This is a genomic window from Pseudomonas sp. ACN8, assembly GCF_002303925.1.
Classification (GTDB): Bacteria; Pseudomonadota; Gammaproteobacteria; order Pseudomonadales; family Pseudomonadaceae; genus Aquipseudomonas.
In genome coordinates, this window is the sequence record NZ_MRCS01000029.1 from 37,882 (window position 1) to 53,055 (window position 15,174).

The following is a 15,174-nucleotide window of genomic DNA, read 5'->3' on the forward strand; positions in this document are numbered from 1 at the left end:
TAGCCGCTTCTTTTGCAGGCGCGAGCTTGCTCGCGATGAGCCAGAGAGCGCCGCGGGGTGTCAGATTGGGCGCGTTATCGTTGACGACCATCGCGAGCGAGCTCGCTCCTACAGGTGCCGCGGTGGTTGTGGAAGCGAGCTTGCTCGCGATGAGCCGGAGAGCACTGCGGGGTGTCAGGTTGGGCGCGTTATCGTTGGCGACCATCGCGAGCAGGCTCGCTCCCACAGGTACAGCGGTGGTAGTGGGTTTGACGGTTTTTCACGACAATTTGTAGGGGCTTGTTACTACCATCGTCGAATGGTTCTATAGCCCCGGCCCGGCTAAAACGTGGTCATACAAAAACAACTATTCCACCGAGGTAAGAAAGATGAGTGCGGCTTCCCTGTATCCCGTTCGTCCCGAGGTTCTGGCTAACACGCTGACCGACGAGGCGACCTACAAGGCGATGTACCAGCAGTCGGTCGTCAACCCCGACGGCTTCTGGCGCGAGCAAGCCAAGCGCCTCGACTGGATCAAGCCTTTTACCACGGTGAAGCAGACTTCCTTCGACGATCACCACGTCGACATCAAATGGTTCGCCGACGGCACCCTGAACGTTTCCTACAACTGCCTCGACCGTCATCTGGCCGAGCGCGGCGATCAGGTCGCGATTATCTGGGAGGGTGATGACCCTGCCGAAAGCCGCCACATCACTTACCGCGAGCTGCACGAGCAAGTGTGCAAGTTCGCCAACGCCCTGCGTGGTCAGGACGTGCACCGCGGCGACGTGGTGACCATCTATATGCCGATGATCCCCGAAGCCGTGGTCGCCATGCTGGCCTGTACCCGGATCGGCGCGATTCACTCGGTGGTGTTCGGCGGGTTCTCGCCGGAAGCCCTGGCCGGTCGCATCATCGACTGCAAATCCAAAGTGGTGATCACCGCCGACGAAGGCATTCGTGCCGGCAAGAAAATCCCGCTCAAGGCCAACGTCGACGACGCACTGACCAACCCGGAAACCAGCAGCATCCAGAAAGTCATCGTGTGCCAGCGCACCGGTGGCGACATCAAGTGGAACCAGCATCGCGACATCTGGTTCGAGGACCTGATGAAAGTGGCGGGCACCGTGTGCGCGCCGAAAGAAATGGGTGCTGAAGAAGCGCTGTTCATCCTTTACACCTCCGGCTCCACCGGCAAGCCGAAGGGCGTGCAGCACACCACCGGCGGCTATCTGTTGTACGCCGCAATGACCCACGAGCGTGTGTTCGACTACCGCCCGGGCGAGATCTACTGGTGCACCGCCGACGTCGGTTGGGTCACCGGCCACAGCTATATCGTCTACGGCCCGCTGGCCAACGGCGCGACCACGCTGCTGTTCGAAGGCGTGCCGAACTACCCGGACATCACCCGGGTGGCGAAGATCGTCGACAAGCACAAGGTCAACATTCTCTACACCGCACCGACTGCGATCCGCGCCATGATGGCCTCGGGCACCGCCGCTGTTGAAGGCGCGGATGGCAGCAGCCTGCGCCTGTTGGGTTCGGTGGGCGAGCCGATCAACCCGGAAGCCTGGGACTGGTACTACAAGAATGTCGGCAAGTCCCGTTGCCCGATCGTCGACACCTGGTGGCAGACCGAAACCGGCGGCAACATGATGAGCCCGCTACCGGGTGCTCATGCGCTCAAGCCTGGTTCTGCGGCGCGTCCGTTCTTCGGCGTGGTGCCGGCACTGGTGGACAACCTGGGCAACATCGTCGAAGGCGAGGCCGAGGGCAACCTGGTGATTCTCGATTCGTGGCCGGGCCAGGCGCGTACGCTGTTTGGCGATCATGACCGCTTCGTTGATACCTACTTCAAGACCTTCCGTGGCATGTACTTCACCGGTGACGGTGCGCGTCGTGATGCCGATGGTTACTACTGGATCACCGGTCGCGTAGACGACGTGCTCAACGTGTCCGGCCACCGCATGGGCACCGCCGAGATCGAAAGCGCGATGGTCGCTCACCCGAAAGTCGCCGAAGCCGCTGTGGTCGGTGTGCCGCACGACATCAAGGGGCAGGGCATCTATGTCTATGTCACCCTTAAAAACGGCGAAGAGCCGAACGAGCAGTTGCGCCTGGAACTGAAAAACTGGGTGCGCAAGGAGATCGGCCCGATTGCTTCGCCGGATGTCATCCAGTGGGCGCCGGGGCTGCCGAAGACTCGCTCGGGCAAGATCATGCGCCGGATTCTGCGCAAGATTGCGACGGCTGAATATGATGGGTTGGGTGATATCTCCACCCTGGCTGATCCGAGTGTGGTGCAGCATTTGATTGATACGCACAAGACGATGAATGTCGCGTAAGCGGCAGCTCTGAGTCACTGAAAGCCCCGTCAGGTGTTGAGCCTGGCGGGGCTTTTTTGTGCCTGGGGGGGTGTTGGCTGGGCTGGCCTCATTGCTAGCAGGCTAGCTCCCACAGGGGAGTTGGGGGGGGGATGAAAGTTATGGGCACGACACAAAACCATTGTGGGAGCTAGCCTGCTAGCGATGGCGGTCTGTCAGACAGCAATTAAACGCGGGCCAATAAATATCGGCTTCAGCCGCAGGACAATTCCTACTGTTACCTACATTCTTTCAGGTTACTGAATGTGTAACCGCATCGCGCCAATACGGGGCATTGGGAAACGCCGGGGGGTAAATCCGGGCCTGAAATGCGCCTCTAAAAAATAAGCCACTACACTGCGCTTGCCGGATTAGAAGGGTTTGCCAATAATAGGCCCGCAATTTGCAATATAGATCGGTTCAATGTCTTTTGCTCTTGCATGATTTTGCAGGGCTGTCAACGCGCTAAAACGACTTTCTCAGTGCTTCTGTAATTAGTTGTCGCATTGAAGAAATATCGGCCTCGGGCCTGTCGTTAGAATGCCGATCACTCGCTCGTCGTTGCTCGTGTTGAATTTCAACACCCGCTTCCCAAGACGTAGCACTGCTTTCTGGTTCCACTCACTCGCATATTGGGCTGTCGCTCACTCTGCCGTTTTTGCCCTTTACCGATGGAGTCCCAAGATGAAGAAACTCGTGCTGCTTGGCGCCCTGGCACTGTCCGTGCTGTCCATGCCAACCTTCGCCGATGAAAAACCTCTGAAAATCGGTATCGAGGCGGCTTACCCTCCGTTCGCGTCCAAGGCTCCGGACGGCAGCATCGTTGGTTTCGACTACGACATCGGCAATGCATTGTGTGAAGAGATGAAGGTCAAGTGCGTGTGGGTCGAGCAAGAGTTCGACGGCCTGATCCCGGCACTGAAAGTGCGAAAGATCGACGCGATCCTGTCGTCCATGTCGATCACCGAAGATCGCAAGAAGTCCGTGGACTTCACCAACAAGTACTACAACACCCCGGCTCGCCTGGTCATGAAGGCCGGCACTCAAGTCAGCGAAGGCCTGACCGAGCTCAAGGGCAAGAACATCGGCGTGCAGCGTGGTTCGATCCACGAGCGTTTCGCCCGCGAAGTCCTGGCCCCGCTGGGTGCCGAGATCAAGCCTTACGGTTCGCAGAACGAAATTTACCTCGACGTGGCCGCCGGCCGCCTCGACGGCACCGTGGCAGACGCTACGCTTCTGGATGACGGTTTCCTGAAAACCGACGCCGGTAAAGGTTTCGCCTTCGTCGGCCCTGCGTTCACCGACGTCAAATACTTCGGCGACGGCGTAGGCATCGCGGTGCGCAAAGGCGACAAGGAAGATCTGGACAAGCTCAACAACGCTATCGCCGCTATTCGTGCGAACGGCAAGTACCAGCAAATCCAGGACAAGTACTTCGCCTTCGATATCTACGGCAAGTAATACGTCCCAGCGACAAGTCCGAAATGGCGCAAGCAACAGGATCTCTGAGGTTTGCGCCATTTTTTCATCCCAACTTTCGAGGACCTGAATCATGTTGAAAGGCTACGGGGCTGTCATCCTCGATGGCGCTTGGCTGACGCTTCAGCTCGCCTTGTCGTCCATGGCCATGGCCATCGTTCTGGGTCTGATCGGCGTGGCACTGCGTCTGTCGCCGGTGCGCTGGCTGGCCTGGCTGGGCGACCTGTATTCCACGGTGATCCGCGGTATTCCCGACCTGGTGCTGATCCTGCTGATTTTCTACGGCGGCCAGGACCTGCTCAACCGCGTCGCACCGCTGCTCGGCTTTGACGAGTACATCGACCTGAACCCGTTGGCCGCCGGTATCGGCACCCTGGGCTTCATCTTCGGTGCGTACCTGTCGGAAACCTTCCGTGGCGCCTTCATGGCGATCCCCAAGGGCCAGGCTGAAGCCGGCATGGCTTACGGCATGAGCAGTTTCCAGGTGTTCTTCCGGGTGTTGGTGCCACAGATGATTCGCCTGGCGATTCCGGGTTTCACCAACAACTGGCTGGTATTGACCAAGGCTACCGCGCTGATTTCGGTGGTGGGTCTGCAAGACATGATGTTCAAGGCCAAGCAGGCGGCCGATGCCACCCGCGAGCCTTTCACCTTCTTCCTCGCAGTGGCGGCGATGTACCTGGTGATCACCAGTGTGTCGTTGCTGGCATTGCGTCACCTTGAGAAGCGCTACTCGGTAGGCGTAAGGGCGGCTGATCTATGATCTTCGACTACAACGTCATTTGGGAGGCCTTGCCGCTGTACCTCGGCGGCCTGGTGACCACCCTCAAACTGCTCGCGCTGTCGCTGTTCTTCGGCTTGCTGTGCGCCTTGCCGTTGGGCTTGATGCGCGTCTCGAAGAACTCGGTCGTCAACATGTCGGCCTGGCTCTACACCTACGTGATCCGCGGCACGCCGATGCTGGTGCAGTTGTTCCTGATCTACTACGGTCTGGCGCAGTTCGAAGCGGTACGTGAAAGCTTCCTCTGGCCGTGGCTGTCCAGCGCAACGTTCTGTGCGTGCCTGGCGTTCGCGATCAACACCAGCGCCTACACCGCCGAAATCATCGCCGGCAGCCTGCGCGCCACGCCGAACGGTGAGATCGAAGCGGCCAAGGCCATGGGCATGTCGCGGGTCAAGATGTACAAGCGCATCCTGCTGCCGTCGGCCTTGCGCCGGGCGCTGCCGCAGTACAGCAACGAAGTGATCATGATGCTGCAGACCACCAGTCTGGCGTCCATCGTGACCCTGATCGACATCACCGGTGCCGCGCGCACGGTCAACGCCCAGTTTTACCTGCCGTTCGAGGCGTACATCACCGCCGGCGTGTTCTACCTGTGCCTGACCTTCATCCTGGTGAAACTGTTCAAGATGGCCGAGCGCCGCTGGCTGGGCTACCTGGCCCCGCGCAAGCACTGAATACCACTGACTGACTGTTTTTGTGAGAACCGACAGCATGTACAAACTTGAAGTCCAAGACCTGCATAAACGCTATGGCAGTCACGAAGTGCTCAAGGGCGTGTCCCTGAAAGCGGCAGCCGGCGATGTGATCAGCATCATCGGTTCCAGTGGCTCCGGCAAAAGCACTTTCCTGCGCTGTATCAACCTGCTGGAGCAGCCGCACGCGGGCAAGATCCTGCTCAACAACGAAGAGTTGAAGCTGGTGGCGAACAAGGACGGCGCGCTGAAGGCGGCCGACCCGAAACAGCTGCAGCGCATGCGTTCACGCCTGTCGATGGTGTTCCAGCATTTCAACCTGTGGTCGCACATGACCGCGCTGGAAAACATCATGGAAGCGCCGGTGCACGTACTGGGCATGTCCAAGGCCGAAGCGCGCGAGAAAGCCGAACACTACCTGAACAAGGTGGGCGTGGCTCATCGCAAAGACGCGTATCCGGGACACATGTCCGGTGGCGAGCAGCAGCGTGTGGCGATTGCCCGTGCGCTGGCGATGGAGCCTGAGGTGATGCTGTTCGACGAGCCCACTTCCGCACTCGACCCGGAGCTGGTCGGCGATGTGTTGAAAGTCATGCAGGCCCTGGCCCAGGAAGGCCGGACCATGGTCGTGGTGACGCACGAAATGGGCTTCGCCCGCGAAGTGTCGAACCAGTTGGTGTTCCTGCACAAAGGTGTGGTCGAAGAAAGCGGCAACCCGCGCGAAGTGCTGGTGAACCCGCAATCGGAGCGTTTGCAGCAATTCCTGTCCGGTAGCTTGAAGTAATCAGGACTGCCGTTGTGCACCGGGATAGTGCATGCTTCGCAATTTAGAGGCCGGCCCCGATCCCTTGTGGGAGCGAGCCTGCTCGCGAATGCGGTGTGACATTCAACACAGATGTCGACTGATCCACCGCATTCGCGAGCAGGCTCGCTCCCACATTTAGATCTCTGTTGGTTTTGAGATTTGCGTTCATTTACGGGCTAGCATTGGCCCATGCCTTCATCACTGTTCTCCGCTTCGGATTGCCCACCATGACTGCCCATCGAATTGGTTTCCTGATTTGGCCCAGCACTAAAGCACTGACGCTTGCGCTGGCTGAGGAGGCCTTGCGTGTTGCCCAGCGTGTGCATCCGGACGTGGTTTACGAGTTGTCGTTCCTGCAGGCCGAGCCGCCGGCCGAAAGCGCCTGGCAATTGCCGGGTGAAGCGTGGACCGGCAAGCTCGAAAACTTCCAGAAACTGTTCCTGCTCGCGGACGAGCCGCCGACCGCATTGGCGCCAGCGCTCAGCAGTGCGCTCAAGCAACTGGTGCGTTCCGGTTGCGTGATCGGCGGTCTGTCGGCCGGTGTTTATCCGTTGGCGCAACTCGGTTTGCTCGACGGTTATCGCGCTGCCGTGCACTGGCGCTGGCAGGACGATTTCGCCGAGCGCTTTCCGAAGGTCATCGCCACCAGTCATCTGTTCGATTGGGATCGCGATCGCCTGACCGCGTGCGGCGGCCTGTCGGTGCTCGACCTGTTGCTGGCCGTACTGGCCCGCGACCATGGGGCGGAACTGGCCGGGGCGGTATCCGAAGAACTGGTGGTCGAGCGCATCCGCGAGGGCGGCGAACGCCAGCGTATTCCGTTGCAGAACCGCCTCGGTTCCAGCCATCCGAAGCTCACACAAGCCGTGTTGCTGATGGAAGCCAACATCGAAGAGCCCCTGACCACGGACGAAATTGCCCAGCACGTTTGCGTGTCCCGTCGGCAACTGGAGCGCATCTTCAAGCAATATCTCAACCGTGTGCCAAGCCAGTATTACCTGGAACTGCGCCTGAACAAGGCTCGGCAGATGTTGATGCAAACCAGCAAGTCGATCATCCAGATCGGCTTGTCCTGTGGCTTCTCCTCGGGGCCGCACTTTTCCAGCGCCTATCGCAATTTCTTCGGTGCCACGCCGCGGGAAGATCGCAACCAGCGGCGCAGCAGCAGCCCGTTCGAATTGTCATCGGTGCCGTCGGAGCGCGGTTGATCCGCGCCTGATCCCGATTAATCTTCCGGTTCGGACGCCTCGGAAGTCGACATCTCCAATTCTGCCCGTTCGATCACTTCCTGAACTCCGAAGTCGACGCTGGTCAGCCTGAAATACTCGAGCAGGATTTGCAGGCTTTCTTCAGAGAACGGATTGCCCCGCAGGCTGATGCTTTCGGCGAGCTCCAGCGGCAGTTCGAGGAGGTCGGCGGGTATTTGGCTGATCGCGTTGTCGCTCAGGTCCACGGATTCCAGGCTCTTGAGTTGCAACAGTCCGGCGGGTAGTTCGGTGAGCCCGCAGTTGTCCAGTTGCAGGGTCGCCAGGTCTGTCATCTGGCTGATATCCGGAGCCAGTCCCAGCGGATTGTTTCTCAAGTCGATGAATTCCAGGCGGGCCATCTCCGCCAGGTTCAGGGCCGACTGCGGGGTCAGGGTGACGTTGCAGTCCAGGAGATTGAGCGACTTCAAATCGCTCATCCGGAAAATCGCCTCCGGGATATCGCCCAGCCTGAAGTCGTTGATAACGAGGGTCTTGAGTTTGGGGAAGCTCTCCAGGAACCCCGTGACACCTGTGGTCAGGCCGCTCTCGCTGCTCAGGTAAACCATGGAAACATGGCTGAAATCTGCGCTAAGTATCGGCAGGCTACCGGTAATCCGCGTCTCCAGACTCAGGTCATAAGTAGTCGCTTGCAGCGTATCGTTGAAATCATCCGGATCGGTTTCCCGGCGCCAGCAGCGTAGTACGGACTCTCTGAATGCGTCCCGCGTCGAATGTTCGATCAGCAGTTGCTGGGCAGTGAACGGTTGATTGCTGTGAGGGTGGACGGCTGGAATATTGCCGGTCCAGGCTGACAGGTCGTTTTCAAGGGTGGTGAGTTCGGCTTCCAGGCGGGTCAATGTGATTCGCCCCTCGTCCAGTGTGCCGGGTAACAGGAGCACGAATTTGCTGGCAACCTCACGGTCCAGCATGGGGTACAGCGCTTGCACGCGGTGGATGTCTCCTTCTTCGGCGTAGATACCGAAGTCCTGACGGGTCTGCTGGAAGTGCTGTTTGTGGCGTTCACGGGTTGCGCTTGAAAGTGGATTGTTGCCCAGGTTGATATCTCCCTGGGTGCTGCGCTGCAATGTGAACAGGGTGTCGGGTACCTCCTTGATCTGGTTGTCATGGAGCAGGGCGGTGCGCAGGCGCGGACGAGTCAACAAGTCGCGCGGAAGTTCAGTGATGCCTGTCTGCGATAAATCGATGTAATTCAAATCGGGCATGCTGCCGATATCAGGTGTCAGGCCCAAGGGGTTTTTGAGCAAGTTCAGAAAAGTCAACTGATGCAGGCCGGCAAGTGCGGTCTGGCTTTCGGGGCTGAGGGTAATCGCGCAATTGCTCAGAACGAGTTCTTCGAGTTGCAACGAGGAAACGGTGTCCGGCAAGTGGCCAAGGTTGACGTCGCGCAGTTTCAGGATGCGTAAACCTGTAAAACCGCGCAGAAACTCCTGCACGCCTCGCGTGGCACTACTGCCATCCAGGGTCAGCATGGTGACGCCGCTGAATTCGGCGTCCAGTGTCGGCAATTGGCCGATGATCGGTTGGAAAAAGTTGAAGTCGACCGTTTCAAAAGCGGTCTCGGGGAGGGTCCATTGCTGGCGCCAACACTCGGCCAGACGGGTAGTGAATTGACGGCGGACCTGCTGTTGCGCAGCGAATTGCTCGGGCGTGATTCCGATTTGCGTGTCTGGAATGAACAGTGGAATTTGATTGCGCCAGGACGAAAGTGTCTCCAGGAGTTGCGCGTGTTGAGTCATGAGCCGACTCAGCTCTGCTCGCAGCCCGTTGGGGTGTTGCTGCAAGCGTTCGACGAAGGCGTCGAGTTCTTCGGCGGATAGATGGGGAAACAGTGTCTGCGCCCGGGTTTGCAAGGTGGGTGTGTTGCCTGGGATTCGACGATACCCGTCACTGCCACCAAGCAAGCGCATCACCTTTGGGTCGTAGGTGGGTTTGAGGTTGGGGTGTTGAATCAGCAGCGCGCGCAATGCATCACGGCTCAAGGCGTGCTGGCGAATCAACTGTTTGAGCCGTTCACCTTCACCGATATGAAGATTCAGGGCGGTACGTTCGCTGTCCGGCATGGCCTGTAGCAGGCAGGTGTAAAGCGAGCCCATGCCGCTGAGTTCTTCGCCATCATGATCGAACGGCTGATACGAGCCTTCTTCATTGAGCACCAGTACTTTGCGGTCGGGCGCTTCGACGCTGCCAAGGCTGTCAATGAGGAGACCCTCATGGGAGTACTGGCGGATTTCCAACCGTAGCTGTCCCGTCCAGCCTGGCAGTTTTTCCAGGGTGTGCAAGGCCAGCCGGTCGGTGTCGAGGTTGTTCTCGGTCGATGGCAAATCAAGCCCCTCGTAGGCGCGTGTCACGCGCACTTGCAAGCGGGCCTCCCGGCTCAGCTCGGCTAATCGAGGGGGGACGGTTGCGTTTTTCAACTGCTGCAGTTCCAGGTCGCTTGCTGTGTCCACAATCGCTTGTGCAACGCTGCGTGGCAGTCCGGGCTCGGCATCCATGACCACTTGTACAGCTGCGCGAGCGCCACCTTCGAGTCTGCGGTAACGCTGGTCGAACAGGCGTTGCCGTTTCTGTTCGGCAAGTTGCGAGAGTATCTGGCGCAACCGCTGCGTCCGGTTTTCCAGGCCCGGGGAGGAGTGGCCGAATTCTTCACCCATCAACGTTCTGGCTTCGCTGTCCGACAGGGTCAGGAGAACTGTTTTCAGCAGGTCACCATCGGTGAGGCGGGCGGTATCGATTTGCACCACGGGCACATCGCGCGCCGGGCTTTGCCAAAGGGTTTGCGCTTTGTCGTCGATCAGTCGCAGGCCTTTGTCTGCTGGCCAGTAGCCGTTTTCATTAAGCAGTTCCAGCTGTGTCACGGGATCTGCCTTGAGGAAATGTTCCGGCTGGTCGCTGCCGATCTGATCGATAAAGGCTTGTATGTCCTGATCGATCCCGAAGCGTACGAGTGTGTCGGCCAATAGCGGCGGCACCTGTTCGGCATTCACATGCATCTTGCGCAGGACATCTTCGTGGCTGCCGCTGATGTCGAGGATGCGCTCGCGGGTGCTGGCTGGAAATCGCTGCATGTCCGGGCCGACACGGTGCAATACGGTGGCCTGGTTCCAGCTCAACGGCTGGTCGAGCTCGGTTTGCCAGGCACCGCTGCCGTTGTGTCGCAGTTGTGGTTTGTAGGCGTCAGGGCGGGTGGGGTGGTCGATGCGGTATTTGCCGGTTAGCGGATCTTTGCTCACGGCGTAGTGTTTGGTTTCCAGGGGCAGCAGGGTTTGGCCTTGATGTGGGTGCAGCCCCAGCTCATCCGGTTTTGCATCCTTGGGTAACACCGCGGGGTGTTCATAGGTGGTCAGGTCGGGCTGCCAGTAGCGGGTGTCGCCGTTCGGGCGTTTTACCGAATTGAAGCGGTCGATGAATTCAACGATCTCCCGAGGCAATACCGAGCGAAATTCCCCGGCCGCGATCGCGCCACCTGCGGCAAAGGTTCCCAGTTGCACCACGGACTCCACCACACCCATCAGGTGCCCGAAGGCCTCGCGACTCTGCCCTTCGGCCCAGTCGACCACGCTTTCGAAGGTTTCGTCGAGCAACTGGTAGGCCATGTAGCCCAGCATCAGTTCGCCGAGAAACGGCACGAATGGCAGCGCGACGAAAGCGGCGATGTTCAGCAGCGCCGAGGCGATTTCCGTGAAGGAATCCCACAGCGCCCAACGGGCTTTCTGGTCGACCGTTGCAGTGGACACCGCGATCACCCGCGCATCGTTGAGGATCTTGTTGAGCTTGCTCTGGTAGAGGTGAGTCCACAGTTCTGCTGTGACAGGCGTTGCCACGATCTGCAGATCCGCACGGGGGTTGGGTTGTTCCCGCCAGGTCGGACGAGAATCGCCTGGCTGGACCGGTTGCCAGGTGATCGGGGCAAGCAGGTTGTTCAACTGAGCGAAAAAGTGGCCGCGATCCTCATGGTTAATGAAGCGGCTGAAAAACTGTTGATAGGCGGGGGCGCGAAGGCGCTGGCCCAGTTCCTCGGCGAAGGCTGCGGACGATGGGTATTCCTTGATCGGCTGTTCGGGGTCGCCCGGTATATAAGCCACCACGCGAACCACTTCCCGGGCGCGCTCCAGGTCCGGGGCAAACAGCAGGATGCCGGTCAGGCGCGCGTTGAGGATCGTCAGATCATGACAGCGCCATGGCTGCCTGTGCAGGCGCAGATGCGGCAGGTTGTCGAGCAGACCGAGAATCAGGCTGTGGGTGTCGTTGCCCAGGTTTTTTTGCATCTGTGCCAGGTGCAATGCAGCGGTGATTGCGGATTTCTGGCTGTCGCGGATTTTTCCTTGCAGGACCGCCGCGACCACCGGGTTGCTGATGCCCAGATTGTCTTCCAGATAGGTTTTATAGCGCTGGCCAATGTCCAGCTCCCGGCACATACCGGTAAATACCGTCACAGGCATTTTTTTCAGGATCTGCGGCAAGGTCAGGAATTGCCCGTCGGAAGACGGTGCTGTGATGTACGTCGAGGCAGGCTCGAAGGCATCTGCGCGGGTCTCGGCAGTTTCGAAATTGTGCAGTGCGGCGTCCAGCAGCGATACCGTCCAGATGCGCGCAGCGCCCGACTTCAGTCGTAACCACGGCAGGTGATCAGGTAGATAGAGGCGCAAAAACGTTTCGCGCACATTCAGATCCAGGCCGAAGCGGCGCTTGATTTCGGCCTGGAGCAGCGGTTCGGCGAAATCCGCGGGGTTTTGCAGGTTGGCCAGCGCCTTGTCGACCTGGTTCTGGCTGGCGACCTGTCGGGCGATCAGCCTGGTGAGTTCCGTGTGGTGATGTTTCGACGCAGTCTTTAGTCCGGCGGGCAGAGCGGGGGTGATGTTGCGCAGCGCCTCGCGTCTATGGGGTGCCGCCTGGTGGAGCCAGGAGGGGATGACATTCTGCAGGTGCTGGAAGTGAGCGTCGGGTCTGAAAGCGTCGGAGGCAACAGTGGCAGTAGATTCGGTAGTCATGGGGGCAGTGGCCGTTGGCTTTGAAAGGCCACTAGGAAAACCCGCGAACCTGGACGCTGTGCGGTACATATTTACCGCACTCCGACCATTGCCATGGGTTACAACGCAGCAAGCCTGCCGCAAACGCCCGTCGCCAGTTAAACTGCGCCTTTGCGACCCTATATGTCGCATTGCCGTAAACCCGGGAAAATCCGGGGTTTGCGCTATAAGAAGTTGTCGCTTGGCGGCAAGGCCGGGCTGAAAACTGTCCTTACAATCCTCACCAAGCTCGCCAGTTTCAGGCGAGTGTTTTCTCTTCAGGAGACTCCGATGTCCGTTGAGCACGCTGCGGTACAACGCGCCGATTTCGATCAGGTAATGGTTCCCAACTATGCGCCTGCCGCATTCATTCCTGTGCGTGGCGCCGGTTCCCGCGTTTGGGACCAGTCCGGCCGCGAGCTGATCGACTTCGCCGGCGGGATTGCCGTCAACGTATTGGGTCACGCGCATCCGGCGCTGGTCGGTGCCTTGACCGAGCAGGCGAACAAGCTGTGGCACGTGTCCAACGTGTTCACCAATGAGCCGGCCCTGCGCCTGGCGCATAAACTGGTCGACGCCACCTTTGCCGACCGCGCCTTCTTCTGCAACTCCGGCGCCGAAGCCAACGAGGCCGCTTTCAAGCTGGCCCGTCGCGTCGGCTTCGACCGTTTCGGCAGCGAGAAGTACGAAATCATTGCGGCGCTCAACAGTTTCCACGGCCGTACCCTGTTCACCGTGAACGTCGGCGGTCAGTCGAAGTACTCCGACGGTTTCGGTCCGAAAATCACCGGCATCACCCATGTGCCGTACAACGATCTGGCTGCACTGAAAGCTGCCATTTCCGACAAGACTTGCGCTGTGGTGCTGGAACCGATCCAGGGCGAAAGCGGTGTGATCCCGGCTGAACTGGAATACCTGCAAGGTGCCCGCGAGCTCTGCACCGCGCACAACGCGCTGCTGATTTTCGACGAAGTGCAAACCGGCATGGGCCGTACCGGCCATCTGTTCGCCTACCAGCATTACGGCGTGATCCCGGACATCCTGACCAGCGCCAAGAGCCTGGGCGGCGGTTTCCCGATCGCGGCGATGCTGACCACCGAAGACCTGGCCAAGCACCTGGTCGTCGGCACCCACGGCACCACTTACGGCGGCAACCCGCTGGCGTGCGCTGTCGCGGAAGCTGTGATCGACGTGATCAACACCCCTGAAGTGCTGGCCGGCGTCAACGCCAAGCACGACAAGTTCAAGGCCCGCCTTGAGCAGATCGGCGAGAAGTACGGGCTGTTCACCAAGGTCCGCGGCATGGGCCTGTTGATCGGTTGCGTGCTGAGCGATGCCTGGAAAGGCAAGGCCAAGGACATCTTCAATGCCGCTGAGCAAGAAGGCCTGATGGTCCTGCAAGCCGGCCCGGACGTGGTGCGTTTCGCCCCGAGCCTGGTGGTGGAAGACGCCGATATCGATGCCGGTCTGGACCGATTCGAACGTGCCGCGGCAAAACTGACGCAAGCCTGATAGACCCTTCGACGCCTGCCAGTCAGGCGTCGAACCGAATTTTTTATGCCGGCCCCGCTTTTCTGTAGGAGCGAGCCTGCTCGCGATGGTGGATCAGGCGACATCATTGTTGCTGATCCACCATCGCGAGCAGGCTCGCTCCTACAAGGGGCCGGCTTATTTTCCTCAAAAGAGTTAAGAGAAAGGAGTGACACCATGCTGGTGATGCGCCCCGCGCAAATGGCTGATCTGGGCGAGGTACAGCGTCTGGCTGCGGACAGTCCGATTGGTGTCACTTCCTTGCCGGATGACGTTGAACGCCTGAGCGACAAGATCGCCGCAAGCGAAGCCTCGTTCGCCGCCGAAGTGAGTTTCAACGGTGAAGAAAGCTATTTCTTCGTCCTTGAAGACTCTGCCACCGGCAAGCTGGTCGGTTGCTCGGCCATCGTGGCATCGGCCGGTTACTCCGAGCCGTTCTACAGCTTTCGCAACGAAACCTTCGTGCACGCCTCCCGCGAGCTGAAGATTCACAACAAGATCCACGTGCTCTCCCAGTGCCACGACCTGACCGGCAACAGCTTGCTGACCAGTTTCTATGTGCAACGCGAGCTGGTGGGTTCGCCGTGGTCGGAGCTCAACTCCCGTGGCCGCTTGTTGTTCGTGGCCAGCCATCCGGAGCGTTTTGCCGATTCCGTGGTGACCGAAATCGTCGGTTACAGCGATGAAAACGGCGACTCGCCATTCTGGGATGCCATCGGTCGCAACTTCTTCGACCTCAACTACGCCGAAGCCGAGCGTCTGTGCGGGCTGAAAAGCCGTACGTTCCTCGCCGAACTGATGCCGCATTACCCGATCTACGTGCCGCTGCTGCCGGACTCCGCGCAAGAAGCCATGGGCCAGGTACACCCGCGGGCGCAGATCACCTTCGACATCCTGATGCGCGAAGGCTTCGAGACCGATCACTACATCGACATCTTCGACGGCGGCCCGACCCTGCATGCCCGTGTTTCGGGGATCCGTTCGATCGCCCAGAGCCGTGTGGTGCCGGTGAAGATCGGCGAACCGGTCAAGGGCGTCGGTCGCCAGTATCTGGTGGCCAATGCCCAGTTGCAGGATTACCGCGCGGTCATGCTCGAACTCGATTACGCACCAGGCAAACCAGTGACCCTGGACCTGGAAGCGGCCGAAGCCCTGGGCGTCGGCGAGGGTGCCAGCGTGCGCCTGGTGGCGGTTTAACGCCTGCCCGGCCTGATTGCTTGTTTAGACAGCAGCGAAGTTTCACGGGTGGCGCAAGCGGCCCGTTTGAG

General features: G+C 59.6%; 9 protein-coding genes. 8 read left to right on the forward strand and 1 reads right to left on the reverse strand.

Features of this window, described 5'->3' with window-relative positions:
* The first annotated feature begins 368 nt into the window (after positions 1-368).
* The 6 genes from acs to argR all read left to right on the forward strand — a co-directional run bounded on the left by acs (position 369) and on the right by argR (position 7,310).
* On the forward strand, positions 369-2,324 hold the full coding sequence (gene acs, locus BSF44_RS17385) for an acetate--CoA ligase (RefSeq protein WP_095944559.1): 1,956 nt from the start codon (positions 369-371) through the stop codon (positions 2,322-2,324).
* Between the two features lie 702 nt (positions 2,325-3,026).
* Positions 3,027-3,803, forward strand: coding sequence for an ABC transporter substrate-binding protein (locus BSF44_RS17390; RefSeq protein WP_095944560.1), 777 nt, complete (start codon positions 3,027-3,029; stop codon positions 3,801-3,803).
* 91 nt (positions 3,804-3,894) lie between these two features.
* Complete coding sequence (locus BSF44_RS17395) at positions 3,895-4,584, forward strand: ABC transporter permease (protein ID WP_015096506.1); 690 nt, start codon at positions 3,895-3,897, stop codon at positions 4,582-4,584.
* A complete protein-coding gene (locus BSF44_RS17400) occupies positions 4,581-5,279 on the forward strand; it encodes an ABC transporter permease (RefSeq protein WP_095944561.1) in 699 nt (232 codons plus the stop codon). Before BSF44_RS17395 ends, BSF44_RS17400 begins: the two co-directional genes overlap by 4 nt.
* Before the next feature lie 37 nt (positions 5,280-5,316).
* Complete coding sequence (locus BSF44_RS17405) at positions 5,317-6,081, forward strand: ABC transporter ATP-binding protein (protein WP_046042317.1); 765 nt, start codon at positions 5,317-5,319, stop codon at positions 6,079-6,081.
* A 248-nt stretch (positions 6,082-6,329) separates the two neighbouring features.
* Positions 6,330-7,310 carry a transcriptional regulator ArgR gene (argR, locus tag BSF44_RS17410; RefSeq protein WP_095944562.1) on the forward strand — a complete coding sequence of 327 codons (981 nt, stop codon included), beginning with the start codon at positions 6,330-6,332 and terminating at the stop codon, positions 7,308-7,310.
* Between the two features lie 17 nt (positions 7,311-7,327).
* On the opposite strand, the gene BSF44_RS17415 is transcribed toward argR, so the two are convergent.
* Positions 7,328-12,358 (reverse strand): dermonecrotic toxin domain-containing protein, encoded by a 5,031-nt coding sequence (locus tag BSF44_RS17415; protein ID WP_095944563.1) that lies wholly within the window; start codon positions 12,356-12,358, stop codon positions 7,328-7,330.
* Positions 12,359-12,667: 309 nt separating this feature from the next.
* On the opposite strand from BSF44_RS17415, the gene BSF44_RS17420 reads away from it, so the two are divergent.
* The gene (locus BSF44_RS17420; protein ID WP_095944564.1) at positions 12,668-13,888 is read left to right on the forward strand and encodes an aspartate aminotransferase family protein; all 1,221 of its coding nucleotides are present in this window, start codon (positions 12,668-12,670) and stop codon (positions 13,886-13,888) included.
* A gap of 195 nt (positions 13,889-14,083) precedes the next feature.
* Complete coding sequence (gene aruF / locus BSF44_RS17425; protein WP_046042322.1) at positions 14,084-15,103, forward strand: arginine/ornithine succinyltransferase subunit alpha; 1,020 nt, start codon at positions 14,084-14,086, stop codon at positions 15,101-15,103.
* Positions 15,104-15,174 lie beyond the last annotated feature (71 nt).

What these genes read in the sequence shown, in the direction of transcription:
- acs (WP_095944559.1), top strand. Translation starts at nt 369, where the DNA reads ATGAGTGCGGCTTCCCTGTATCCCGTTCGTCCCGAGGTTCTGGCTAAC.
- BSF44_RS17390 (WP_095944560.1), top strand. Translation starts at nt 3,027, where the DNA reads ATGAAGAAACTCGTGCTGCTTGGCGCCCTGGCACTGTCCGTGCTGTCC.
- BSF44_RS17395 (WP_015096506.1), top strand. Translation starts at nt 3,895, where the DNA reads ATGTTGAAAGGCTACGGGGCTGTCATCCTCGATGGCGCTTGGCTGACG.
- BSF44_RS17400 (WP_095944561.1), top strand. Translation starts at nt 4,581, where the DNA reads ATGATCTTCGACTACAACGTCATTTGGGAGGCCTTGCCGCTGTACCTC.
- BSF44_RS17405 (WP_046042317.1), top strand. Translation starts at nt 5,317, where the DNA reads ATGTACAAACTTGAAGTCCAAGACCTGCATAAACGCTATGGCAGTCAC.
- argR (WP_095944562.1), top strand. Translation starts at nt 6,330, where the DNA reads ATGACTGCCCATCGAATTGGTTTCCTGATTTGGCCCAGCACTAAAGCA.
- BSF44_RS17415 (WP_095944563.1), bottom strand. Translation starts at nt 12,358, where the DNA reads ATGACTACCGAATCTACTGCCACTGTTGCCTCCGACGCTTTCAGACCC.
- BSF44_RS17420 (WP_095944564.1), top strand. Translation starts at nt 12,668, where the DNA reads ATGTCCGTTGAGCACGCTGCGGTACAACGCGCCGATTTCGATCAGGTA.
- aruF (WP_046042322.1), top strand. Translation starts at nt 14,084, where the DNA reads ATGCTGGTGATGCGCCCCGCGCAAATGGCTGATCTGGGCGAGGTACAG.